General features: G+C 73.0%; 23 protein-coding genes. 10 read left to right on the top strand and 13 right to left on the bottom strand.

Going from position 1 to position 22,953, the window contains the following annotated elements; translation table 11 throughout:
- Positions 1 to 147 precede the first annotated feature (147 nt).
- The 4 genes from radC to ACOOHE_RS17535 all read left to right on the top strand — a co-directional run bounded on the left by radC (position 148) and on the right by ACOOHE_RS17535 (position 2,668).
- Positions 148 to 906, top strand: a complete 759-nt coding sequence (radC, locus tag ACOOHE_RS17550; protein ID WP_420455387.1) for a RadC family protein — start codon at positions 148 to 150, stop codon at positions 904 to 906.
- A gap of 385 nt (positions 907 to 1,291) precedes the next feature.
- Positions 1,292 to 1,951 (top strand): MBL fold metallo-hydrolase, encoded by a 660-nt coding sequence (locus tag ACOOHE_RS17545; RefSeq protein WP_420455386.1) that lies wholly within the window; start codon positions 1,292 to 1,294, stop codon positions 1,949 to 1,951.
- Positions 1,948 to 2,373 carry a hypothetical protein gene (locus ACOOHE_RS17540; RefSeq protein WP_420455385.1) on the top strand — a complete coding sequence of 142 codons (426 nt, stop codon included), beginning with the start codon at positions 1,948 to 1,950 and terminating at the stop codon, positions 2,371 to 2,373. Before ACOOHE_RS17545 ends, ACOOHE_RS17540 begins: the two co-directional genes overlap by 4 nt.
- Positions 2,374 to 2,461: 88 nt before the next feature.
- Positions 2,462 to 2,668 carry a DUF4177 domain-containing protein gene (locus tag ACOOHE_RS17535; protein WP_420455384.1) on the top strand — a complete coding sequence of 69 codons (207 nt, stop codon included), beginning with the start codon at positions 2,462 to 2,464 and terminating at the stop codon, positions 2,666 to 2,668.
- A gap of 18 nt (positions 2,669 to 2,686) precedes the next feature.
- Here the strand turns inward: ACOOHE_RS17535 and ACOOHE_RS17530 are convergent, their stop codons facing one another.
- A complete protein-coding gene (locus ACOOHE_RS17530; RefSeq protein ID WP_420455383.1) occupies positions 2,687 to 3,994 on the bottom strand; it encodes a DEAD/DEAH box helicase in 1,308 nt (435 codons plus the stop codon).
- A 136-nt stretch (positions 3,995 to 4,130) separates the two neighbouring features.
- On the opposite strand from ACOOHE_RS17530, the gene ACOOHE_RS17525 reads away from it, so the two are divergent.
- Positions 4,131 to 4,514, top strand: coding sequence for a hypothetical protein (locus tag ACOOHE_RS17525; RefSeq protein WP_420455382.1), 384 nt, complete (start codon positions 4,131 to 4,133; stop codon positions 4,512 to 4,514).
- A gap of 33 nt (positions 4,515 to 4,547) precedes the next feature.
- Here the strand turns inward: ACOOHE_RS17525 and ACOOHE_RS17520 are convergent, their stop codons facing one another.
- From ACOOHE_RS17520 to bshA, 5 genes are all read right to left on the bottom strand, one after another.
- A complete protein-coding gene (locus ACOOHE_RS17520; protein WP_420455381.1) occupies positions 4,548 to 4,904 on the bottom strand; it encodes a DUF5615 family PIN-like protein in 357 nt (118 codons plus the stop codon).
- A gap of 78 nt (positions 4,905 to 4,982) precedes the next feature.
- The gene (locus ACOOHE_RS17515; protein WP_420455380.1) at positions 4,983 to 5,222 is read right to left on the bottom strand and encodes a DUF433 domain-containing protein; all 240 of its coding nucleotides are present in this window, start codon (positions 5,220 to 5,222) and stop codon (positions 4,983 to 4,985) included.
- A 54-nt stretch (positions 5,223 to 5,276) separates the two neighbouring features.
- Complete coding sequence (locus ACOOHE_RS17510) at positions 5,277 to 6,410, bottom strand: hypothetical protein (protein ID WP_420455379.1); 1,134 nt, start codon at positions 6,408 to 6,410, stop codon at positions 5,277 to 5,279.
- A gap of 256 nt (positions 6,411 to 6,666) precedes the next feature.
- Complete coding sequence (locus tag ACOOHE_RS17505) at positions 6,667 to 7,257, bottom strand: septal ring lytic transglycosylase RlpA family protein (protein ID WP_420455378.1); 591 nt, start codon at positions 7,255 to 7,257, stop codon at positions 6,667 to 6,669.
- A gap of 232 nt (positions 7,258 to 7,489) precedes the next feature.
- The gene (gene bshA, locus ACOOHE_RS17500) at positions 7,490 to 8,665 is read right to left on the bottom strand and encodes an N-acetyl-alpha-D-glucosaminyl L-malate synthase BshA (RefSeq protein ID WP_420455377.1); all 1,176 of its coding nucleotides are present in this window, start codon (positions 8,663 to 8,665) and stop codon (positions 7,490 to 7,492) included.
- A 188-nt stretch (positions 8,666 to 8,853) separates the two neighbouring features.
- Here bshA and ACOOHE_RS17495 point away from each other — a divergent pair, with 188 nt between their 5' ends.
- On the top strand, positions 8,854 to 9,435 hold the full coding sequence (locus ACOOHE_RS17495; protein ID WP_420455376.1) for an outer membrane beta-barrel protein: 582 nt from the start codon (positions 8,854 to 8,856) through the stop codon (positions 9,433 to 9,435).
- Between the two features lie 73 nt (positions 9,436 to 9,508).
- On the opposite strand, the gene ACOOHE_RS17490 is transcribed toward ACOOHE_RS17495, so the two are convergent.
- On the bottom strand, positions 9,509 to 10,690 hold the full coding sequence (locus ACOOHE_RS17490) for a peptide chain release factor 1 (RefSeq protein WP_420455375.1): 1,182 nt from the start codon (positions 10,688 to 10,690) through the stop codon (positions 9,509 to 9,511).
- A gap of 98 nt (positions 10,691 to 10,788) precedes the next feature.
- The gene (locus tag ACOOHE_RS17485) at positions 10,789 to 11,544 is read right to left on the bottom strand and encodes an RNA polymerase sigma factor (RefSeq protein ID WP_420455374.1); all 756 of its coding nucleotides are present in this window, start codon (positions 11,542 to 11,544) and stop codon (positions 10,789 to 10,791) included.
- Positions 11,545 to 11,657: 113 nt separating this feature from the next.
- On the opposite strand from ACOOHE_RS17485, the gene ACOOHE_RS17480 reads away from it, so the two are divergent.
- Positions 11,658 to 11,987 carry a hypothetical protein gene (locus ACOOHE_RS17480; RefSeq protein ID WP_420455373.1) on the top strand — a complete coding sequence of 110 codons (330 nt, stop codon included), beginning with the start codon at positions 11,658 to 11,660 and terminating at the stop codon, positions 11,985 to 11,987.
- 232 nt (positions 11,988 to 12,219) lie between these two features.
- Here the strand turns inward: ACOOHE_RS17480 and ACOOHE_RS17475 are convergent, their stop codons facing one another.
- Positions 12,220 to 13,206 carry an endonuclease/exonuclease/phosphatase family protein gene (locus tag ACOOHE_RS17475; protein WP_420455372.1) on the bottom strand — a complete coding sequence of 329 codons (987 nt, stop codon included), beginning with the start codon at positions 13,204 to 13,206 and terminating at the stop codon, positions 12,220 to 12,222.
- Between the two features lie 75 nt (positions 13,207 to 13,281).
- Positions 13,282 to 13,902: a hypothetical protein gene (locus tag ACOOHE_RS17470; RefSeq protein ID WP_420455371.1), complete on the bottom strand. Its 621-nt coding sequence runs from the start codon at positions 13,900 to 13,902 to the stop codon at positions 13,282 to 13,284.
- Between the two features lie 251 nt (positions 13,903 to 14,153).
- Here ACOOHE_RS17470 and ACOOHE_RS17465 point away from each other — a divergent pair, with 251 nt between their 5' ends.
- Both ACOOHE_RS17465 and ACOOHE_RS17460 read left to right on the top strand, forming a co-directional pair.
- The gene (locus ACOOHE_RS17465) at positions 14,154 to 15,329 is read left to right on the top strand and encodes a 4-phosphoerythronate dehydrogenase (protein WP_420455370.1); all 1,176 of its coding nucleotides are present in this window, start codon (positions 14,154 to 14,156) and stop codon (positions 15,327 to 15,329) included.
- A 164-nt stretch (positions 15,330 to 15,493) separates the two neighbouring features.
- Entirely contained in the window at positions 15,494 to 17,401 is a 1,908-nt protein-coding gene (locus ACOOHE_RS17460; protein ID WP_420455369.1) for a S8 family peptidase, read from the top strand.
- 196 nt (positions 17,402 to 17,597) lie between these two features.
- Here the strand turns inward: ACOOHE_RS17460 and ACOOHE_RS17455 are convergent, their stop codons facing one another.
- Positions 17,598 to 19,157: an acyl-CoA carboxylase subunit beta gene (locus tag ACOOHE_RS17455; RefSeq protein WP_420455368.1), complete on the bottom strand. Its 1,560-nt coding sequence runs from the start codon at positions 19,155 to 19,157 to the stop codon at positions 17,598 to 17,600.
- Positions 19,158 to 19,307: 150 nt separating this feature from the next.
- Between ACOOHE_RS17455 and ACOOHE_RS17450 the strand changes: the two genes are divergently transcribed.
- Entirely contained in the window at positions 19,308 to 20,039 is a 732-nt protein-coding gene (locus ACOOHE_RS17450) for an HAD family hydrolase (RefSeq protein ID WP_420455367.1), read from the top strand.
- Between the two features lie 38 nt (positions 20,040 to 20,077).
- Here ACOOHE_RS17450 and ACOOHE_RS17445 read toward each other — a convergent pair whose 3' ends face one another.
- Positions 20,078 to 21,061: an NAD-dependent epimerase/dehydratase family protein gene (locus ACOOHE_RS17445; protein WP_420455366.1), complete on the bottom strand. Its 984-nt coding sequence runs from the start codon at positions 21,059 to 21,061 to the stop codon at positions 20,078 to 20,080.
- A 65-nt stretch (positions 21,062 to 21,126) separates the two neighbouring features.
- The gene (locus ACOOHE_RS17440) at positions 21,127 to 22,938 is read right to left on the bottom strand and encodes a hypothetical protein (protein ID WP_420455365.1); all 1,812 of its coding nucleotides are present in this window, start codon (positions 22,936 to 22,938) and stop codon (positions 21,127 to 21,129) included.
- Positions 22,939 to 22,953: the final 15 nt, after the last annotated feature.

The following is a 22,953-nucleotide window of genomic DNA, read 5'->3' as shown; positions in this document are numbered from 1 at the left end:
GCGGCCGGTCGGAAGGGGCCAGTGGCGGAGCGATCTGCCACTGGCCTTTTCTCTGGTCCCGTCCGCCGCTGGCTACCGGCCGTTCCTCGCCGGCCAGGTTAGATCGGCGCCGGCGCCGGGTCTACGCGGCGACACACCCGCGTGCCCATGCCGTCCGACTTCCGCCCCGGCGTCGCTGGGGAGCCCGAGATCACCGAGGTCCAGGTCGACTACGTCCCCATTAGAGAGCGGCCCGAGGCGGACCGGCCCCGCGAGAAGCTGCTGGCGCGGGGGCCGGCGGCGCTGAGCGACGCCGAGCTGGTCGGGCTGGTGTTCGGGAGCGGGACGCGCGTCGGCGGGCGGAGCGTGTCGGCGGTCGAGCTGGGGCAGGCGCTGATCCGGGCCTACGGGTCGCTGGCGAAGCTGGCGCGGCGCGACGCGAACCAGGTGGCCCAGGCCACGAAGGGCGTCGGCCCGGCGAAGGCGGCGCAGCTGGCGGCCGTGTTCGAGATCGGTCGGCGCGTGGAGGCGGCGGCGCCCGAGGACCGCGTCCAGGTCCGCAGCCCAGCGGATGTGGCGGCGGCGTACGGCCCGCGCCTGCGCGACCTCCCGCGCGAGGTGTTCGTCGTGCTCCACCTCAACACAGCGAATGTGGTCACGGCCGAGTACACGCTGACGACGGGCGGGCTGGCGGCGTCCATCGTCGAGCCGCGCCAGGTGTTCGAGCGGGCGATCCTGGAGCACGCGGCGTCCGTCGTGTGCCTCCACAACCACCCGTCGGGCAACCCGGAGCCCAGCCGCGAGGACGTCGCCATCACGAAGCAGCTGTGCGAGGCCGGGCGCGTGCTCGGCATCCCGGTCCACGACCACGTCATCATCGCCGGCCGCGGGTTCACGTCGCTCGCCGAGCGCGGGCTGATGGGGTAGAGCGTCGAGAGCGCGGCTGGCGCCGCGAGAGCGCGGAGAGCTACGGGAACGCGGCATGTGTCAGGGCTCCGCGTTGGTGTGCACCCCCACTACCTTGTCATCCTGAGCGCCAGCGAAGGATCTAGCCGCTCGTCGCTCGGCGCCCTCGACCGACTCGGCGCTCGCGTCCAGTAGATCCTTCGCATTCGCTCAGGATGACAAGTCAGGGGTCTCCGCAATGGCTGTGGGCGCTGGACTGCCGACCAACTCGCAGCACGATGCCGGCAGATCAACGCCGGCCTGCTCCGGATGGTCGCAACCCGCCATCACTGGAGCACCGGGGACCCGCCGTAGCCTTTCGCTCTCCGCGCTCTCCGCACTCTCCGCGCTCTCCGCGCCTCCCGACGTGCCCCTCACCGTCCAGTCGTTCGTCGTCAGCCCGTTCGCCGAGAACACCTACGTCCTGTCGTCCCAAGGCGAGGCCGCCATCGTCGACCCCGGGACGGCGTCGCGGGCCGAGCGCCAGGCGGTCGAGGCGTACCTCGACGCCGCCGGGCTGACCGTCCGCCACCTGCTCCTGACGCACGGCCACATCGACCACGTCTTCGGCTGCGCCCACTTCGCCGGTCGCTACCCCGACGCCGAGCACGGCGGCTGGCAGATGCACCCGGCCGACGGGCCGCTGCTGGCGAACGCCACGGTCCAAGGCGAACTGTTCGGCGTCCGGGTGGACCCGCCGCCGCCGGCCGCCCACGACCTCGCGGCCGGCGACACGGTCGCGCTCGGCGACGTCACGTTCCGCGTGCCCTGGGTGCCCGGCCACTCGCCCGGCTCCGTCGCCTTCTACTCCGAGGCCGACGGAGTCCTGGTCGGCGGCGACGTCCTGTTCCAGGGCTCCATCGGGCGGACCGACCTGTGGCAGGGCGACCTCGACACGCTGCTGGCGTCGATCCGCGACCACGTGCTCACGCTCCCCGACGAGACGGTCGTCCTCTCGGGCCACGGGCCCCGGACGACCGTCGGCGCGGAGCGGCGCACGAACCCGTTCCTCCAGGACCTCCGGTGACGGCGCGCGAGCGGCTCCGCTGGGCGACGCCAGCGCTGCTCGCGGCGGTGCTCCCGCTCGCGTCTCGTGTGGCGGTGTGGATGGCGGCAAGCGGGCGCCCGCTCGTGGCCGAGCCCGGCGTGCTGGCGTTCCAGATGGCGTGGGCCGCGATGCCGTTCGTGGCCCTCGCGGCGCTGGCGGTCCTGACCCGGCGGGCGTGGGCCGAGGTCGCGCTGGCGATGGGCGCCGGCCTGGCGCTGACGGCGGCGCTGTGGGCGTGGGCGACGTGGGACGGCGTCCTCGCGGTCACGGGGCGGAGCGCGGGCGCCAGCGCGGGCCTCGGGCTCCTCGCGCTCGGGGCGCCTGTCGCGCTCCTGTCCGTGATGGTGACGGCCGCGGCCGTCCGGGCCGCGTTCGTGTCGCGGCCTGGAGGGTCGGGATGAGACGTGGGCCGGAGCTCGGCTCGCCCGTCGTCGTCGTCTCCCGTGTGCGACCCTCGTCGCGCCCTTCCCCCGACCCCCGCCGCCCCCGATGGCCGAGTACCGCGTCGAGTCCCGCACCTACTACTCCAAGCTGACGACCGACAAAGAGCACATCGCCAAGTCGTCGGCCGAGGAGGTCCAGGAGATCCTGGACACCTACGCCGCCGACGGCTGGCGGCTCGTCTCGACGGACGCGACCTCGTTCGGACTGGCCGTTTACGTGTACCTGTATTTCGAGCGCGAGCGGCCCGCGTGATCGAGCCGCCCGGCTGTCTCAGCGCTGGCCGCGCCCGCCGTTGCGGCCCCGGCCGCCGGACCCGGCGCGGCCCTTGCTGTTCCGGCCGCCGCCCTGCGACTTCTGGCGCGAGCGGTGGCCGCTCGGGTTCGACCGCTTCTTGCCGCCCGCGTTCTGGAGCGCCGTCGCCAGCGCCGGCGGCTCGAACCCGTCGATCCGGACCTGCTCGATGGACCGGCCCGTGTGCTTCTCGATCGCGTCGAAGTTCGACGACTCCTCGGCCGAGACGAACGTGATCGCGTCGCCGGTCGCTTGGGCGCGGCCCGTCCGCCCGATCCGGTGGATGTAGTCCTCCGGCACATTCGGCGCGTCGAAGTTGACGACGTGTGAGACGCCGTCGACGTCGATCCCGCGCGCGGCGATGTCGGTGGCCACCATGATCTGGTACTGGCCGGCCTCGAACCCCTTGAGCGCGCGCTGGCGCTGGCCCTGGGACCGGTTCGAGTGGATGGCGATGGCGTTGAACCCGGCCCGGTCGAGCTTCTTGCGGATCCGGTCGGCCCGGTACTTGGTCCGCGAGAACACGATCATCCGGTCGACGTCCTCGGTCTCGATCAGCCGCTCCAGAAGCGCCTGCTTTTCCGATTCGGCCACGCGGATCGCCCGCTGGGTGACGGTCGCCGCCGGGTCGCGGCGCTCGCCGATCTCGACGGTCTCGGGCTTGTAGAGGATGCTCTTGGCGAGGTCCTGGATCGGCGGCGGCATGGTCGCCGAGAACAGCATCGTCTGGCGCTGCTCCGGGACCGCGGCCACGATCTTGCGGACGTCCTTGATGAACCCCATGTCGAACATCCGGTCGGCCTCGTCGAGCACGAGCACGTCGACGAACCCCAGGTCCAAGACGCCCTCGCCCATAAAGTCGAGCAGGCGGCCCGGCGTGGCGACGACGACGTCGACCCCGTTGCGGAGCGCGGTCCGCTGCTTGCCCTTGCCGACGCCGCCGTAGATCGTCGCCACGCGCAGGCCGGTGTGCTTGCCATACTGGGCGGCGGCCTCGGTCACCTGGATCGCCAGCTCGCGCGTCGGCGTGACGACGAGCGCGCGGATGGGCCGGCGCTTGCCGCCCGACGGCTCCTTGACGAGGTAGTCGAGGATGGGGAGCACGAACGCGGCCGTCTTGCCGGTCCCGGTCTGGGCCACGCCGACCACGTCGATGCCGTCGAGCGCGTACGGGAGGGCGGCGGCTTGGACCGGCGTGGGCGTCGTGTAGCCGGCGTCGCGGACGCCGCGGAGCACGGAGGGGGCGAAGCCGAAGGCGTCGAACGTGTCGACGGAGGGGGTGGACATGGGTCGTCGTGGGGCGTCCGCAGAGCGCCGGTCGAGCCGGGCGGGCGGAGCGGGAAGCAGGGTCCGCTTCCGAGAGTCACGACGGCGCGAGCGCGCCTCCGGCCGAATGCGGGGGGACGGAAAGGTCGGGCGGATCGTGCCGGTCCGCCTCTGCGGTCCCTTCGCGGAGCGCTCGCGCCGGGGCGCCCCTTTTTTCGGAGGGCTGTGCCCGTCCGATCTCGCCCTGACCAACGCAGGGACGGCGAGCTCGGCCGAGGAGTTCGTGCTCATGGCGCGCTGGAGCTCGAAGGTGGTCGTGGTGGGCGGCGCGACCGAGGGCGCCCTCGACTACTCGAACGTCCGGTCGGCGCCCCTTCCCAGCGGCGTCCGCGTCGCCCACATCCCGATGACGCGGCGGGGGTGGCTCCCCGAGACGTCGGTCGACGCCGGCGGGATCGCGCCCGACGTGCGGGTGCCCGACGGCGCGTCGGACTGGGCCGTGTTCGCGCTCGGCGTGCTGGCGGCGCGGGACGCCGAGTAGCGACGTTGACCGCCTCGGGCGGAGCAGTCGGGGTCAGGGAAGCGGCTGTGAGCGGACGCGCCCGTTCCGGTACGTCACGAACCGGCCCTCGACTTCATCCCGGTCAAGGGCCAGGAGGCTCAGAACGACCCGTGCGGTCTCCTCGGGGTCAGTCTGGATGAATCGGAGGTAGATCACGCCAGGCGGCGGGGCGTCACCGTCCTTGAAGATCCGCTCGCCGATGTCGCTGTCGAACGTGACGAGGACACAGCCCAACCGCTTCGCCAGTGCGATCACGTCGGGATCTTCCATTCCTCTGTGCTCCTCCATCACCGAGACGACGCTGAGACCCCGGTTGCGCAAGAGGGCAACGCTGGGAGCGGGGACGTTCTCATCACTGAGGAGCTTCATCGGTTCAGCCGCGGATGCCGAACGCTACGAAATCCACCGTGCCACCCAACCGTCACCTTTCAGGACGAGCCCCTGGCGTCAAGCTGCTGAGCGCTGGGACGGGAGCAGGCGAACGTCCTCCGCCGTCTCCGAGGCGAAGGCGAACACCGCCTGGAGATCCTCCACCGTCAGGTGGGGATAGCTCTCTAACACCTGTTCTTGCGTCCACCCCGCGCCGAAGAGTTCAAGCAGGAAGGCCACGCCGATCCGAGTCCCCTTGATGCGGACTTTGCCCCCGATGACGTTGGGGTCCGAGTCGATGTGGTCTCGCCAGTCCATGCCCGATGATACGTCTCGCACGCCGTTGGGCTCCTCGCGGGCGGGGCCGCCGGGTCACGCGCCGTAGCCCTGGACGTCGGCAGCCACGTCGGCGGCGGTCGCGCCGGACAAGAGCTTGAGCGACGCCGGCTCGGCCCGCCTCTGGAGCAGCTCGAGCGACAGCGACACCAACTCGCCCATCGTGAGCGCGTCGCGGAAGGCCGGCTCGGCGTAGTGCGCCGCCAGGGTCTCGCCGAGCGCGGCGACCGACGCCTGGGGCGCGATGAGGTCCTCCCGCATGACGGCCATCAGCTCCGAGTACCGCCCGTGCGTGACGCGGAGCCGGCCAGCCATCAGCGCCCGCTCCTCGCGCTGGTACTGGTCGACGGTCGGCTCGGTGAGGTGCCGGAGCCCGAACTCGATGACGGGGTTGTTGGGCGGGAAGAACTGGGGGAGGTACACCTGCTTGCGGGCGTGGTGGCTCTGCTGGTCGAAGTCGATGGCCCGCATCCGGAAGTGGAGCTTCTCGAAGTCCGGCGTGATGTCGACGACCCAGTTGCCGGCGTGCATGTCGCCGAGTAGCCGGACGAAGCACCGCTCGTTGAACTTGACGAACTCCTTGGCCAGCCGGACCTGGTCGAACCGGTTGTCCGGCAACTGCTCGCGCATGAAGGCGTCGCCGGGCAGCCCGATGATGTGCTCCTCGATGATGGTCTGGTCTCGCAGCTCGGGCCCGTCGACGCGGGCCAGGAAGTTGATCGAGTTGGGCGACAGGATGTGCTCGAGCTCGAGCCCGTAGACCCGGCTCGCGTCGGCGCGCTTGACGTAGAAGTAGTCGAAGTTCTCGTTCAGTCGGTTCACGATCCGGACCCGGAACGGCAGCGTGTTGCCGTAGAGGCAGAGGTCGATCCGGTCGACGTAGAGGTGCTCGACGGTCGAGAGGTCGCCGGCCGACTTGAGCAGCGCGTACGTCATCCGGAGCGCGTCGTGGATCTCGGCCTGCTCGGCCGGCCCGTAGTAGACGCTGCTCCACAGCGTGTCGTCGCCGTGCTCGTCGTAGAGGGGGAACTGGCCGACGTGCCGGGCCAGGTCGTCGTAGCTCACGCCGCCCTCGGCGATCCGGCCGTACCCCCGGAGGTAGTCGGCGAGGTGGTCGCTGATGGGGTACGCGGGCTTCTTGCGCGAGATCAGGTTGCGGCGGGGCTCCATCGGGGACGAGTCGGGCAGGGGAATCTCGGGCAGGGGAGTCGGATCGGACAGGGTACGCGGGCCCGCCGCCGACGGATCTCCGGTGCGAAGGCGACCCGAACGCGAGCCGAGCCGCCTCGTCACCTCCCCGCGTGCCGGCCCCCGTCCGCCCGATCTCGCCAGCGCGGTGGGAACCCCCACGAGGTCCGCCCGCTGACCATCACGTGCTACCCAAGCCGAGCTCCCCGTTGCCCCATGACTCGTCCCCCTTGCCCCTCTACAGCCGCTCGATGCGCACCCGCGCCGTTCCCGACCGGATCATCCCGATCCGCCGGGCCGCCGCCTTCGACAGGTCGATCACGCGCGAGCCGTGGAACGGGCCCCGGTCGTTGACACGGACGACGACGCTCTGGCCCGTCCGCTCGTTCGTCACCCGGAGCCGCGTGCCGAAGGGGAGCGTCCGGTGGGCCGCCGTGAGCCCGTCCGGGTCGAACCGCTCGCCGCTGGCCGTCCGCCGGCCGCGGAAGCGCTCGCCGTAGTAGCTCGCGCGGCCGGTCCCCACGAGCGTGCCGCCCACGGCCGGGGCGGGGGCCTCGACGGCGAGGGCCGCCAGCGCCGCCGAGTCCGGCACGGCCACCACGACGCCGGGCGCCGGCGACCACACGACGTCCGAGGGCGGGGCGGCCTCGGTCGGGGGGGACGAGACCAACCGGACGGGGGGCGACACCGGGGTTGCCGCCTCCGGTCGGGGCGGCGCCGGGAGGGGGCGCCTGCGGGCCTGCGCCTGGGCGTCGGACGCCAGCCCGAGGGGGGCGACGACCGCCACGAGGGCGAGGCAAACGAGGCGCTGGGCTCGGGCCGGGCGCACGGCAGAAGTCTACCGGCCCGAGCCCAGACTGCCAAACATGGCCTCCACACGTTGCGCTCACGGCCCCTTCGCCGGACGCTGGCAGCGCCTTCACAGCCCGAGGCCGGGCTCATGCCGAGCCCGCCTGCGCCGACCTCGCTCTCGGTAGGGCGCGGCCCGCCGGGTCGCCCCTACGGCCAGATGCCGGGAGGACGACGCGAGGAGACGCCGAACGGGCCGGCCGGACTCGGTATCAGACCGCCACGCCCTCGACGACGCGCTGGTAGTGGGCCTCGTACTGGGGCACGATCCGGTCGATGTCGAAGTGCTCGACGGCGCGGGCGCGCGCGGCTCGGGCCATCCGGGCGTGGAGGTCGGGCGTGGTCAGGATCGCCCGCGCCGCCTCCGTCATCCCGTCCACGTCACCGATGGGCCGGAGGAAGCCGGTCACGCCGTCGACGTTGAGCTCGGGCAACCCGCCGACGTCGCTCGACACGACCGGCACGCCGCACGCCATCGCCTCGAGCGCGGCCAGCCCGAACGTCTCCGAGGCCGACGGCATCAGGAACAGGTCGGCGATGGACAGGATCTCCTCGACCGGCTCCTGCTTGCCGATAAACCGGACGTCGGCCCAGACGCCGGCTTGGCGGGCCGCGGCCTCCGACGCCGCCCGGTCCGGCCCATCGCCGACCATGAGCAGCTTGACGCCGCCGGGCTGTCCGTGCCGCGTGTGCCCCTCGGGCCAGGCGCCCCGGGCGTGGAGCCGCGCGAACACCTCGACGGCGTCGGGCGCCCGCTTGACCTTGCGGAAGTTCGAGACGTGGGCCAGCAGCCGCTCGCCGTCGGGCGCGATGGCCCGCTTGAAGTGGTCCTTCGGCTGGCGGGTAAAGCGGTCCGTGTCGACGAAGTTGGGGATCACCTCGATGGCGCTCGCCACGTCGAACGAGTCCAACGTCTCGCGCCGGAGCCAGTCGCTGACCGCCGTCACGCCGTCGCTCGTGTCGATGGCGTGCTCGACGACGGGCTTGAACCCGGGGTCCTTGCCCACGAGCGTGATGTCGGTCCCGTGCAGCGTGGTCACGACGGGGATCGAGAGCCCCTTGCCGCGCAGGATGTCGCGGGCCAGGACCGCGCTCGTCGCGTGGGGGATCGCGTAGTGGACGTGGAGCAGGTCGAGCCCCTCGTGCTGGGCCACGTCGATCATCTTCGACGCCAGCGCGAGCGCGTACGGCGGGTACTCGAAGAGGGGGTACGTGTTGACGCGGACCTCGTGGAAGAACACGTTCTCGACCATGTGCTCCAGCCGGAGCGGGAGCGCGTAGGCGATAAAGTGGACCGTGTGGCCGCGCGCCGCGAGCGCCTTGCCGAGCTCCGTCGCCACGACGCCGGAGCCGCCGAACGTCGGGTAGCAGGTGATGCCGATGGTCATGGGGCGCCGAACGCGGGGGGCCGGGCGGGGGTCCGCAGGGGAGAAGGATCACGGGGCGGACGGGGCCGCGCCCGGTGGCCTTACCGCCGCCGTCGAGCCGGTCGGGTTCGGCACCGAGCGAACCGGACGGGCCGCCGCGCCGTTCGCGGACCGTCCGTGGCTCGCCCCACTCTCGTCCCCCACCTCCCATGCGGTTCCTCCCCCTCGCCCTCCTCCTCGCGCTCGCCGCGCCCCAGGCGCAGGCCCAGATCATCCCGTCGCTCGACCTCGGCGTCGCCGGCGGCGTCAACTTCGCCAGCTTGTCCGACGCCCAGACGCTCGACCTCGACAACTCGACGGGCTACCACATCGGCCTCTACGCCGACGTGGGCGTCCTCTTCGCGTCCGTCCGCACGGGCGTCTACTACGTCCGCGCCGGCGACATCCGCGCCGACGCGCAGACCCCGAACGACAACTTCGACACCTCGTTCGACTACGTCGCCGTCCCGGTCGACTTCCAGATCAAGACGCCGACGCCCATCTTCCAGGCCTACGCCCTCATCGGCCCCGAGCTCCGGTTCCCCGTCGACGGGCTCGACACGTTCGAGACCGAGAACGTCCAGTACGCCGGCAACGTCGGCCTCGGCGTGCGCGGCGGGCTCCCGCTGATCGGGCCGAGCGGCTACCTCGAGCTCCGCTACGGCCGCGACCTCTCCGGCCTCCGCTCGGACGCGGACGACGACGACGTCAAGGTCCACCTCGTCATGATCCGCCTCGGCGTCGGCATTTAGGGAACGGGGAACGGGGGAATGGGGGCGGGCAGAGCGTCGGTCCGGGGCCTCTGCCCGCTCCCGTTTCCCAGTCCTAGAACCGGAGGAGCGCGGCGGCCGGCCCGTGCGGCGCGAGCGCCTCCCGCCCGGCGTCCGAGTGGACGAGCTCCAAGGTGGCGCCCTGCTCCATGGCCTTGTCGAGCATGAGCTCGACGAGGTCCGGGACGGGGCGGATGTCGCCGCCCGTCGCGGGGTACGTCCCCTCGGTCTGGGTCGTCAACATCCCCGAGGTCGCGTCGACGCCGCCGGCGATGGTCTGGTCGCCGTCGACGACGAGGGTCATGACCCGCTGCTGGTTGAGCATGTCGAGCGTGTCGTCGAGCCCGGCCACGGCGCGCGACGACAGGAGCTCCTGGACCTTGCCCAACGTCTCGACCTCCTCCCGGGCCTCGACCTCGCGCTGGGCCGCGTCGGCGGCGTCGGCCACCTCGGCCGTCGTCGCCATGGTGTCGCAGGCGAAGTTGCCGGCGACGCGCTGGCGGGTGGCCTGGTCGAGCTTGTCGAGGTAGTCGGCCTCCATGTCGGCCGGGGCCGAGTACAGGACGTGGCGGGCCTCGAGCGTCTTGGCGATGAGGTCCGTCGCGTGGGCGCTCCGCTGGGCCTGCTGGCGGCGGAGCTCGGCCTTCCGGTCCTGCTTCTGGTCCTTCGAGACGAGGTCGGTCACGGCGAACTCCTCGCCGTCGAGCTCATAGACCTCCTCGACGAGCCCGATCTGGGCAAAGAAGAACCGGCTCTTGTGCATCGACAGGAGGGCGATCACGAACCGGTCGTTCTCGTCGCGGACGCGGGCCAGCGGCCGGACGTACGGGTTGTCGCCGACGTGGACCGAGTTGGGCAGCGTGATCGCGGTGCCGAGTTGCTCGAACAGGCCGATCTCCTCGCACGCGAAGAACACGACGCCGCGACCGGTCTTGGGGAGCCCGGCGTCGAGGGCCTCGCGGATCCGTTCGCACTCGCGCTCGACCGCCTTCGTGTGGTCGCCCGCGTCGGCGATGGCCCGGTCGCACAGGTCCTTGAGCGTCGTCGCCCACGTGGTCCCGAGCCGGGCCTCGGGCGTCATCTCGAGGTAGAGGCTGACGATGGGGGCCCCGTCGGAGCGGGCGTCGTTGAGCCGCGTGAGGTGGTCGGCCGAGAGGAAGTGGAACCCGGGCGTGGTGGTCCGGCGGCGGAGCTCGGCGAGCAAGGCGTCGCGTTCTTTGGGAGCGAGGGAGGACATGGAGGGGGGAGGGGGTACGGGGCACCCGGTACGGGGCACGGTCTTGAAGAGGGGGGGCGAGCCAGGGGTACCTCGTACCTAGTACCCCGTACCGAGCGCTAGGCGTCGGGCAGCGGGTCGCCGGTGTACGAGTCGACGGCCGGGTCGTCGTCGTGGGGGTCGTCGGTCGAGCCGAGCCGGGCCAGGAGCCCTTCACGAGCCAGGCCGAGCGAGGCCGCGGTCTCCTTGAGCGAGGCGTCGAGGATCTGGGCCACCTCGGGCAGGCTCACCTCGAACTCGTCGTGCAGGATGACGCCCTGGCGGGCCTCGGCCTGGAACGAGGCGTCGGCGAGCGCCGCGCGGTCGTCGGCGGAGAGCCTGTCGAGGCTCCGGTCGATCTCGGGGTCGGCCGGCTCGGACGCGGCCACGACCTCCTCGTAGGTGTCGACGTCGAACGGCTGGCGGAACTCGTAGAACTGCTCGCCCACGGCGTCCTGGTCCTCGTTGGTCGGGAGCTCGGCGTCGAGCGAGATCGCCTTCCGCTGGGCGTAGCGGTCCTCGCGCTGGGAGAACCGGGCCAGCGACCGCGTCTGGAGCCCCAAGAGCCACGCGCGGAACCCCATCCGGTCCCCGTCGAACCGCTCGCGGCGGTCCCAGGCCCGGAGCAGCGTCTCGCCGACGAGCTCGTCCGGCGTCAGGTCAACGACGCGCTCGCCGGCCTTGGGCTCGCCCGAGACGAGGTCGCGCTCGACGGCGAGCTGGCGCTCGGCGGCCTGGTGGAGCGTGTCGAGGTGGGGGGAGAGGGCCTCTTCGAAGGCGTCGCGGTCGCCGTCGAGCGCGCGGCGCCAGGCCTCAGGGGCCGGTCGGTCGGTCATGGGAACGGGAGGGGAGAAGGGAGCGGCCTCCGGGGGCCGGTCGGTGTCAACCGGACCGGGGCGCCGGAGGATCCGGGGCCGGGCTACCTTCCCGACAGCCCCCGCCCGCAGACATGGAGCCCACCGTCCGAGAGCCCTCGCCGTCGTTCGCCCGTGCCACGTCGCCCCCCCAGTCGGCGGACCTGTTCGGGGAGCCCGTCCAGCGCGGGGTCCGCATCGACGTTCGAGAGGGCGACGGAGAGTCCGGGCCGACCAAGGTCTACGAGCACCCGAACGGGTCGCTCTGGCGGGGCGACGCCGTCGAATGGCTCGGCACGCTCCCCGACGCCTCCGTCGACGTGGTCGTGGCCGACCCGCCGTACAGCATCAAGAAGGCCGAGTGGGACACGTTCGAGTCCCAGTACGACCGGGCCAACGAGACGCGCCGCACGTCGGTCCGATGACGTTCGGTTCGCGGAAGACCGATAGGCTCTCGTACCAGGTCGCCAGGATCCTTGCCGACCGAACGGAACGCCCGTCGTAGGGGCACGCCGGTGGCGTGCCCGGTCCAGCTCGCCACGGGCACGCCATCGGCGTGCCCCTACCGGGTCCGGAGAGGGCGCCGGGGCCCCATCGGACAATCTGGCGTCAGGACGCTACGCCACTTTCGTCCAGACGAGCCGTCGGCCCACCGCATCACTCCGCCAGCGTGACCACAATCGGGAAGTGGTCGCTCACCGCGCGCGGGTCGTGGGCGTGGACGTAGCGGACGTCGACGACGCGCCGGTACAACCCCGGCGACAGTAGCACGTGGTCGATGGCGTTGAACTCGCCGGCGTCGAACTGGCCGTCGCGGTCGCGGTCGTAGAACGACGTGAACCGCTGGGCCGGGGCCACGTCGCCGAGCACGTTGACCAGGTCGTCGTCCGGCCCCGGGCCGGCCCGCTTGACCGTCGCCAGCACGTCGGTGATCGGGCGCGAGCCGGCGCGGTCGAGCACGGCGTCGTCGAAGTCGTTGAAGTCGCCGAGCGCGATGACCTGTCGGCCCGCCGCGGCCTCGGCCTCGACGAACTGGCGGATGACCTCGGCCTGGGCCTGGCGCCGGTCGCGGCGCTCGACGTCGTCGGGCCGCGCTAGGAAGTGGACACCGACGACCGTCACTGGCGTCCCGTCCGGCAGCAGCACGTGGGCCCAGAGGTTTTTCGAGACGCCGTAGAGCGCGTCCGTCACCCCGACCGGCACGCGCTCGTCGATCCGGCCGGCGGCCTCGACCGGCAGCCGCGACAGCAGCCCGACGTCCTGGCCGGTGAACGTGTCGCGCCCGTCGACCAGGACTGCCTGGTAACCCAGGTCCGCCAGGCTCTCGTCGACCAGCTTCTGCAACGTCGCCAGGTTTTCGGTCTCGGGGATCAGGACCACGTCGGCGTCCAGGCTGCGGACGACGGCGCCGACGTCGTCGCGGTGGGCCCGCGCGGCGGCCGGGTCGCCCTTCCACGCGAACCCCGCCGAGCCCTCGTCGCCCACCCCGTCGAACAGGAACTCGCCGTTGAACGTCGCCACGCGGATCCCGTCGACGGCCCACACCGGCGCCGGCTCGACCTCGAACGGGGCCGGGGGCGAGCCGGCGGGCGCGGACGGACCGGCGCAGGCACCGAGGACGACGAGCAGGACGAGGAGACGCATCACGGACCGGGCGGACACAAAAAAGGGGGCGCGTCGCTCGGACGCGCCCCCAAGGTAGGGGATCTCCCCAGGGTTCTACAGCCTCAGCGCCGCCGCGACGCCGGAGTAGAACCGGAACCGCTTGGGGTCGACGCGGAAGCCGGTCGGGCGGACGGGCACGTGGCCGGCGGACCAGTTCGGCGCCTTCGCACCGACCATCGACCGCTCGCTGTAGAAGTGGCGCGTGCGCTCGGGGAACGGCCGGGCCGAGGCCGGGGCGTGGTACACGGCGTGGGCCACCTCGAGCGCCTGGACGAAGGCCGGCGAGTCGGCCGAGGGCGCGAGCGACGTGTAGAGGCGGCGCTTCGGGTTGCCCGGGTTGAACGCGCTAAACTGGTACGGGTCGAGCACGACGTCCTGGTACTCGCGCTGCCCGCGGTAGCCGGTCTCGACGCGGTTGCGGATGACCCACGCCACCAACTCCTGCTCGTCGGCCCGCTTCGTCTCGGAGTAGATGCACCGGGCCAGCCACAGCACGTCGTCGCTCACGGCGTCGAGCGAGAACGGGGGCGGGGCGTCAGAGACGAGCGAGATCGGGATCTCGTCGCCCGACAGGTCCGTCGCGGCGTGGATCGTGAAGAAGAGCGCGAGCAGCGGGAGCAGTCCGGCGAGGACGATGGCGAGCCCCGTGGCGGTCCCTTTAGCGATCGTGCGCATGCGATTCCGGTTGGTGAGCGAGGAGCGATCCGAGCGGGTCCAACGCGAGAACCCGGCCGAACTCGTGAAGGCCTAGCGGAAGCCCGATAGAGCGCGCGTGAAGGAGCGGAGATGTGCCCGTGAGGCGGGAGGACGGCCTCCCAGGCGACGTGCCCGAACGGTCTTTTCACACGTCGCCGACACACCTCACTCTGTGGAGACGGCATGGTCTCGGGGACCGTCCACCCCGGTGATCCGTAGTGGTGTCCGTCGTGGACACATCGCCGGCCGTGCTGCCCTCCCCGCTCCGCCTCCTCGTCGACGCCAACGTCCCCGACGCCCACGCCGCGTTCGGGCCGCTCGGATCGGTCCGCGTCCTCCCAGGCCGCGAGATCACACGCGCGGCGCTCTCCGACGTCGACGTGCTCGTCGTCCGCAGCGTGACGCCCGTCGACCGCGCGCTGCTGGAGGGGACGCCGGTTCGGTTCGTCGGGACGGCGACGGCGGGGCTCGACCACGTCGACCAGGTCGCGCTCGCCGAGGGGGGCGTCGCGTTCGCCTCGGCGCCCGGCTCGAACGCGGCGTCGGTCGTCGACTATGTGCTGGCGTCGCTGCTGGCGGTCGCGGCCGACCGGGGCGAGACGCTGGCTGGGCGGACGCTGGGCGTCGTGGGCGTGGGCGAGGTGGGCGGTCGGCTGGCGCGTCGTGCTCGCGCGCTCGGCCTGCGCGTACTCGCGTGCGACCCGCCCCGCGCTGCCGCCGGCGTGGGTCCGCCGGACCTCGTCTCGCTCGCCGACCTCCTCCGCCAGTCCGACGTCGTCTCGCTCCACACGCCGCTCACGACGCCGGCCGAGAGCCCCTCCCCAACGCTCGACCTGATCGACGAAGCGGCCGTCGTGCAGATGCGGCCGGATGCGTGGCTTGTCAACGCGGCCCGTGGAGGCGTCGTGACGGCCGGGGCTGCGCGAGCGCTCGCCGAGAGCCGGCCGGTCGTCCTCGACGTGTGGCCCGCCGAGCCCGAGCCCGACCCGGCCCTCGTTGAGGCCGTCGCGCTCGGGACGCCCCACGTCGCCGGCTACGCGCTCGACGCAAAGCGGCGGGGGACGGCCATGATCGCGGCGGCGCTTTGGACCTGGGCCGGCCTCGGCCCTTCGCCCGACCTCCCCGACGACGCCCCCCAACCCGTCGCCCAGGCGCCCGACCCGGCCCTCGCCCCGACCGCCTGGCTCGACGCGCTCGCCCGCCAGGCCACCGACGTCCGCGCCGACGACGCGCGGTTCCGGGCCGCGCTGGCGGGGACGACCGGCGACGTCCGGGCCGCTGCGTTCGCCGACCTCCGCAAGACGTACCCCGCCCGCCGCGAGATGAGCCGCTTTCGGGTTCGTGGCAACGTGCCCCAGCCCCTCCGCCAAGCGGTGGCCGACGGGCTCGGGATGTCGCTCGGGTGAGGGTGGCCCGGGCTGCGCTCACGGCTCACCGCTCACAGCGGCGATGTGGGGACTGGCGCGGCGGGCCCGATGCTCCCCAGCTCCGCCTCGTGCCGTCCGGCCGGGTCGATGGTCCCGTTCCCATCGGAATGTCGACCTTACGGAGTGAACCCCCGCCTCCAACCATGTCCCGACCGCTCCTCCTCGCCGCGCTGGCGGCCCTGCTCGCCGCGCCCGTCTCCGCCCAGACCGACGACGGTGTCCTCGAAGAGACCCGCGTCGACCGCGTCCACGCCGAGTACGGGCTGACCGGGGCCGGCGTCATCGTGTCGGTCTTCGACCGCGGGATCGACTACGAGCACCCCGACTTCCGCAACGCCGACGGCACGACGCGCATCCGGATGATCTACGACCTCGTCGACGACGCCGGCGCGAACGACGCCGACAACCCGACCGGGTTCGGGACGGTCTACACGCGCCAGGAGATCGACGCCGCGCTCGCCTCCGGCACGCGGCTCGCCACGCGCGACGCGAGCGGGCACGGGACGGCCACGGCCGGCGTCGCGGCCGGGAACGGGCGGGCCTCCGACGGCCGGTATCTCGGGATGGCCCCGGACGCCGAGCTCGTCGTCGTCAAGTTCACGAGCGAGGGGGCGCCAGCCCACGACGGCGAGCCGGCCGAGGCCCCGTTCTTCCGGCCCGAAGCCTTCACGGCCGCCCTCGACTTCGTCCACGCCCACGCCGCCGAGGCCGGGATGCCGGTCGTCCACCTGGGAAACTTCGGGTCGAGCGGCGGCCCCATGGACGGCACCAGTCGGTTCGCCCGCGCCATCAACGAGCGGTTTGGGCCGGGCCACCCGGGGCGGGTCTTCCTCACCGGCACCAGCGACGACGGCGGCGTCGCGAACCACGCGGGGGGCGTCGTGGAACAGGGCGATACGGCGGAGATCGGGGTGCAGAAGGGGCACGCCGGCTTCCTCCGGTTCGAGCTGTGGTACCCGGGGGCGGACGAGTTCACGATCGAGATCGTGTCGCCGTCGGGCGCTGTGTCCGGCCCGTTCACGGCGCCCGCCAGCGGGTTCGCCTCGGAGTCGGGCGCCGGGTTCACCTACGTCCACCTGGCCCCCGGCTTCGGTTTCTACGAGCCCGCCAGCGACAAGCGCGGGGTGGTCATCGACTTGAGCGGCGGCACCGGGAACTGGACGGTCCGCGTGACGGGGGCCGCCGTCGCCGACGGCCGGTTCGACGCCTTGCTCAACCCGTCCAACATCTTCGGCCGCTCAGACAACGTGTTCACGACGTTCGTGGACCCCGGCCACACGGTCTGGGACTGGGCCTCGGCCGAGCAGAACATCGCCCCCACGTCCTACGTGCTCAAGCCGACCTGGACCGACATCGACGGCGTCACACGGACGTTCCCAGGCAATGAGGTCGGGACGGGCGAGCTGTGGCCGGGCAGCGGCATCGGGCCGACGTACGACGGGCGGCTCGGCGTGAGCGTGGCCGCCCCCGGCCAGGGCAACATCACGCCGTACGCGCCGCGCTCGTTCAACGCGACGTTTCGAGGCAACCTCATCGAGGACGGACCGGCGCCGTACGGCATCCTCGCCGCGGTGAGTGGGGCGGCCCCGGTCGTCCAGGGGATCGTCGCGCTCATGCTCCAGACCGACCCCACGCTCGACGCGGCCCAGGTCCGCGACGCCCTCGAACAGACGGCCCGCGCGGACGCGTTCACCGGCGAGGTCCCGAACGTCGAGTGGGGCTGGGGCAAAGTTGACGCGTTCGCGGCGGTCGCGAGCGTGCGTCCGGTGTCGTCCGAGGGCGGTCCGGACGGGGCGCTCGGCTTGGCCGTCGCCCCGAACCCGGCCGGCGCGTCCGTCGCGCTGGCGGTCACGGTCGGCCGAGCGGGCCGGGCGACGGTCGCGGTGTACGACGTGCTCGGGCGCGAGGTGGCCCGGCCCCTCGACGGCCCGCTCGCCGCGGGGACGCACCGGGTCCGCGTGGACACGTCGGACCTGCCCGCGGGCCTCTACGTCGTCCGCGCCGTTATGCCGGGCGGCTCCGCCAGCCGGACGGTCACGGTCGTGCGCTAGAGTGATGCCAGACTGCTCGTGGGCCGACCCCCCGCTCCCCTTCCGGTCGCGGAGCCTGTCCTGAGCGGAGCCGAAGGGCTCCCAGGTCGGGGAGCGGTCCCCCTCGAAGGGGGACCGTCCGTCCGCCCGCTGAGCGGAGCGAGGGGCGGACGGACGGGGGGTCCGCTCACGAGCTACGTGTCACGGCACTAGCGGCCTACAGCGGCAGGTTGCCGTGCTTCTTGCGCGGGAGCGTCTGGACCTTGTGCGCCAGCAGGTCGAGCGCGCGGACGAGCCGGCCCCGCGTCTCGCTCGGGCGGATCACGTCGTCAACGTAGCCGCGCTCGGCGGCGACGTAGGGGTTGGCGAAGCGCTGGCGGTACTCCTCGGTGAAGGCGGCTTCGGCGGCGGCGGGGTCGTCGGAGGCCGCGATCTCGCGCTTGCGGATGATCTCGACGGCGCCCTTCGGCCCCATCACCGCGATCTCGGCCGTCGGCCACGCCAGGTTGAGGTCGGCCCGGATGTGCTTCGAGTTCATCACGTCGTAGGCCCCGCCGTACGCCTTCCGCGTGATGACGGTGAGCTTGGGGACGGTCGCCTCGCAGAAGGCGTAGAGCAGCTTGGCCCCGTGGCGGATGATCCCGTTCCACTCCTGGTCCGTCCCCGGCAGGAAGCCGGGGACGTCCTCGAACACGACGAGCGGGATCCCGAAGGCGTCGCAGAACCGGACGAACCGGGCCCCCTTCACGCTCGCGTCGATGTCGAGCACGCCCGCCAGCACGGCCGGCTGGTTGGCGACGACGCCCACGCTCCGCCCGCCGAGCCGCGCGAACCCGACGACCAGGTTCGAACCGAAGTCCGGGTGGATCTCGAAAAAGCGCCCGTCGTCCACGATCCGGCCGATCACGTCGTGGATGTCGTACGGCTTGTTCGGGTTCTGGGGGACGAGCGTGTCAAGCGCGGCGTCGGCCCGGTCGGCGGGGTCGGAGGTCGCGAGCCGGGGCGCGCCGTCCTCGCAGTTCGAGGGGAGGTAGCCGAGCAACTCGCGGATGCCGAGCAGGAGCGCGCCCTCGTTCGCGAACGCCCGGTGGCACACGCCCGACTTCGAGGCGTGCGTGTCGGCCCCGCCCAGCTCCTCCTGCGTGACCTCCTCGTTCGTGACGGTCTTGACCACGTTCGGCCCGGTCACGAACATGTAGCTCGTCCCGCGCGCCATGAACACGAAGTCGGTGATGGCCGGGCTGTAGACGGCGCCGCCGGCGCACGGCCCGAGCACGGCCGAGATCTGGGGGACCACGCCGCTCGCGAGCGTGTTCTGCAGAAAGATGTCGGCGTAGCCGCCAAGCGCGGCCACGCCCTCTTGGATGCGGGCCCCGCCCGAGTCGTTGAGCCCGACGACGGGGCACCCGTTCTCCAACGCCAGCTCCATCAGGCGGACGATCTTCTCGGCATGCGCCAGCCCCAGCGACCCGCCGAACACGGTGAAGTCCTGGGAGAACACGGCCACCGTCCGCCCGTCGACCGTGCCCCAGCCGGTCACGACGCCGTCGCCGTAGGGGCGCGAGTCTTCGAGCCCGAACCCCGTCGCTTGGTGGCGGACGAACGCGCCGGTCTCGACGAACGAGCCCGAGTCGAGCAGGATCTCGATCCGCTCGCGCGCGGTCAGCTTGCCCCGCTCGTGCTGGCGGTCGACGCGGGCCTGGCCTCCGCCGGCCCGGCTCTCGGCGCGGCGGCGGTCGAGGTCGGCGTAGAGGTCGTCGGCGGTCGGGTCGGACATGGGTCGGGGGGGGAGGGCCAGAAGCTAAGAGGGATGAGCGGGTGGCCCGGCAGAGTTCGCGTGTCCTCGCGCGCCGCGGGCCGAGCGGAGGCATCTTCCCACGCCCCACGCCCCACGCCCCACGCCCCACGCCCCACGCCCCACGCCCCCATGCTCGACCTCCTCGCCTTCGACCTCGACGGCACCCTCGCCGACACCGAGACGCTCAAGGCCGAGTCGTACGCCTGGGCCGCCCACCGCCTCCGCCCCGACATCGACCCGGCCGACGTCGAGGACGCCTACACCGATTGCGTGGGCCTCTCGCGCCAGGAGATCGCGACATCGCTTCTCCACAGGTTCGATCTGGAGGACGCCGCCCGGGCACACGACGGGTCGGTCGAGCCGTGGGAGAGCTACGTCGCCCTCCGCCTGGACCGCTACCGCGAGCGGCTCGCCGACGGCGACCTCGTCCGGGCCCATGCCCGCCCGCACGCGATCTCGCTCGTCCGCGGCGCCGGGTCGCTCGCCCGCGTGCTCGCGCTCGTCACCACGAGCGGGGCCCGGAACGCCGGCCTGGTGCTGGGCGCGCTGGGGCTGACCGACGCCTTCGACACCGTCGTCACGGCCGACGACGTGGCCGAGACCAAGCCGGACCCCGAGGGCTACCGCCTGGCCCTGAGCCGGCTCAGCGCCAACGCCGCGCGCTCGCTCGTCGTCGAGGACTCGCCGGCCGGCGTCCAGGGCGCCCTGGCGGCCGGGCTCCCGGTGCTCGCCGTCCCCGACGCCCTGACGCGGGACGGGATCGACGCGCTCGTTGCGGACGGCGCGCTCCCGGCGTCGTCCGTCGTCGCGCCCGCGGACTTGGCCGCGACCGTCCGCCAGCGCGCGGCGGGGGTCGGGTGACCCCGGATGTCCAGGCGCTCGCCCGTCGAGGAGTCCGTCTAGCGGTCTGCGACAGCGTCAGGCGGGTCCGACTCGTCGGTCTCCGACCGCTCCCACTCGACCGTCCGCTGTAGAGCGTCCTGCGGGTCGACCGGCTCCGCGTAGCCGAGCTGGTGCCGGAGGCGGCTCGTGTCTGTGGCGAGGTCGTAGCGGAAATCGAACGGCTGGCGGAGGCCGGTGGGCACGGGCTCCGCCGGGACCGCGACGACCTCGCCCTGCCACCGTGCCGCCGCTCCGATCCGCTCGACCCACTCGCGCTCGGTCGGGGCCGGTTCCTCCCCGACGTTGTAGACGTGCCCCGCGGCCCGCTCGTCGGTCACGGCGAGGGCGACGGCGGCGGCCACGTTGCCGACGTAGCCCCGCGTCCACCGCCAGCCCGACTGCTCCTCCGACAGCGGCACGGCGTCTCGGCCGGCGTCCATGAGCCGGAGGTACGGGCGGACCCGGCGCTGCCGGTCGCCCGGTCCGTAGACGGCGGGGAGCCGGAGCACGGTGCCCGGCAGGTCCGGGTCGCCCAGGACGACGCGCTCGACGAGGATCTTGTCGTAGTCATCGGCCCCGTCGAGCGGGAGGCCGGAGCCCCGATACGGGTACCGCGTCTCTCGGAGCGGGGCGTCCTCCGAGAGCGGGGTCGGATCGGGCGGGGCGGTGGCCGCCCCACGGAAGCCGTCGTAGTTCCGGTACACGTCGGCGCTGCTGAGGGCGACGACGCGCCGGGCCAGACCTCGGAACGCCCCGACCAGCCCCTCCGCCTGCCGCTCGGTGTACGGCACGACGTCGAGGACGACCTCCGGCCTGATCTCCGCCACCTCCGGCACCACGTCCGCGAGGGCGTTCCGGTCGCCGAAAACGTGGCGCACGCCCGTCAGCTCGGCGCTCGTCCGGCCCCGGTGGAGCACGGCGACGTCGTGCCCCTGCTCGATCAAGAGACGCACGACGTGCGGGCCGATGAACCCGGTCGCGCCGATGGCGAGCACTCTCATGGGGCTCGTGTCTGGCCGGGCGCCGAGCGTTCCTCTCCTCGCGCTGGCGGTGTGGAGCGCTCGGCCTACCGGGCGCCGAACTGGCTCTGGATCGTGTCGATGAACGCGACGGCGGCCTCGGTGTACGGGTTGACCCGGTGGGCGCGAAACACGTCGGACGAGACGATCCCGGTCGCCTCCGTATAGGTGGCCGCGTGGTCGATCCGGCCGAGCGTCTCCTGGTAGGCGCTCGCCGAGCCGTCGAACAGCTCCTCGACGAACCAGTCCCGCCGCTCCCGGGCGTCCGGGCCCAGGACCCGGGTTTCGAGCACGTCGAGGTCCGGGCTCTGTGGCCGTGCCTCGTCATCCGGCGCCGGCGGGGAGACGGGGAGGCGCGCGGCCAAGTCGGACTGGGCGAACCGCTTCCACAGCGGCTCCTCGTCGTCGGTCGCCGCCGCCGGGGCCGACGCGGAGGCCTCGTCCTCCGCCCGGGCCAGGCGGCGCCAGATCGGCTCGTCGTCCTCGGGGAGATCGTCCTCCGTCGCCGGGGCATCCGCCGGAGCGGAGACGGAGGGTGGGTCCTCGCTGTCGAACGTCGGGTTGGCGGACGCCTCCGTCGGCTCGTCTGCCTCCGGGGCGGGCGTGGTGGAGGCGAGCAGAGGGGTCTGGGGGAGGCCGAGGGTCGGGACGGTGGGTGCCTCCTCGCGCTCGGGTTCGGCCGGCGTCGCCACGGTGTCGCGGATCTCGTCCATCGGATCGGCGGCCCCACCGGCGTCGCCCGGCGCGTCAGCCAGATCGAGCGGAGCGTCGTCGAGCGTGGGGTCACCGTCGGACGGGCGGTCGGCCTCGAAGTCGTCGGGGACGTCGTCGGTCGGGGCGCCCTCCGCGCGCTCGCCGTCCGCTGCGTCGTCGGCAGGGAGCGCGTCGTCGGGGGACGGGGAGCCCACGGGGCGCGGGGGGCCGAGCACGGCCGAGTCGTCGTCGTCGTCGTACTCGGGGGCGAGGTACTTCGACCCGATCTCCGGCGGGCGGGCGCTCTCGGCGACGGGCAGCGGAGGGAACGGCGCGGGCGGATCCGGCGCGGCTTCCGGCTCCGGGTCTCGGTCCGGCGCGTCCGTCTCTGGGGCGGCGGGCGGGGCCGAGCCGGTCGGAGAGTCACCGGACGGGACGAGGGTCCGGTCCAAGATGGCCCGGAGGTCGGCCGACGACACGGCGTCGGTCCCCTCGAGCTCGACGGCGACCGCGCCGGCCCCCTTCGTCATGAACAGCGGCCGGAGCAGGGCCGTCGGGACGGTCCCCGCCGGCGACCCGACCGGGCCAACGAGGGCCAAGAGCGGGCTGAGCAGCGTGGCCCACTCGCCGGGCCCGAACGTCGACACCATCCGCCGGTCGATCCGCAGGAACAGCTCCTCGAGCCCGGCCCGGTCGATGGTCGCGAGCCCCTTCCGCTCGGCGTAGCGCGCGGCGATCTGGGGGAGGTACGGGTACGGCCCGAACATCCGGACCTGGTCCAGCGCGTCCTCCACGGGGAGCGTGGCCGGGCGGCCGAGGAACGCCACGGCCGCCAGCGTCTCGGCGGGGCGGACGAGGTGGGCCAGCGCCCGGGTCGCCGCCTCGTGGACGGCCTTCGCCCACTCGTCGGCCGGGAAGGCGACGGCGGCCTCCGCCGCCTGGCGCCACGCCTGGGCGGCCTCCCGGACGGGCTCGGCGTCGAGCCACGCCGAAGGCATCGGGGCCGCGGCCTCGACGGCCGCCGCCAGACGAGCGTGGAGGATCGGGACCAGCGGGGTCGGCAACCGGTCGACGTCGGCCGCGCCGCGCGTGCGGTCGGCGGGGACGTCGGCCAGGACCCGGCGGGCGAGGGCCTCGGCGGTGGCGTCGAGCGCGGCGAAGGGCATCGGGGCGGGGGACAG

Origin of the sequence: Rubrivirga sp., assembly GCF_965213695.1 — a bacterium.
Classification (GTDB): domain Bacteria; phylum Bacteroidota; class Rhodothermia; order Rhodothermales; family Rubricoccaceae; genus Rubrivirga.
Note: the sequence above shows the minus strand (reverse complement) of the source record. Positions and strands in the feature narration are given on the sequence as shown.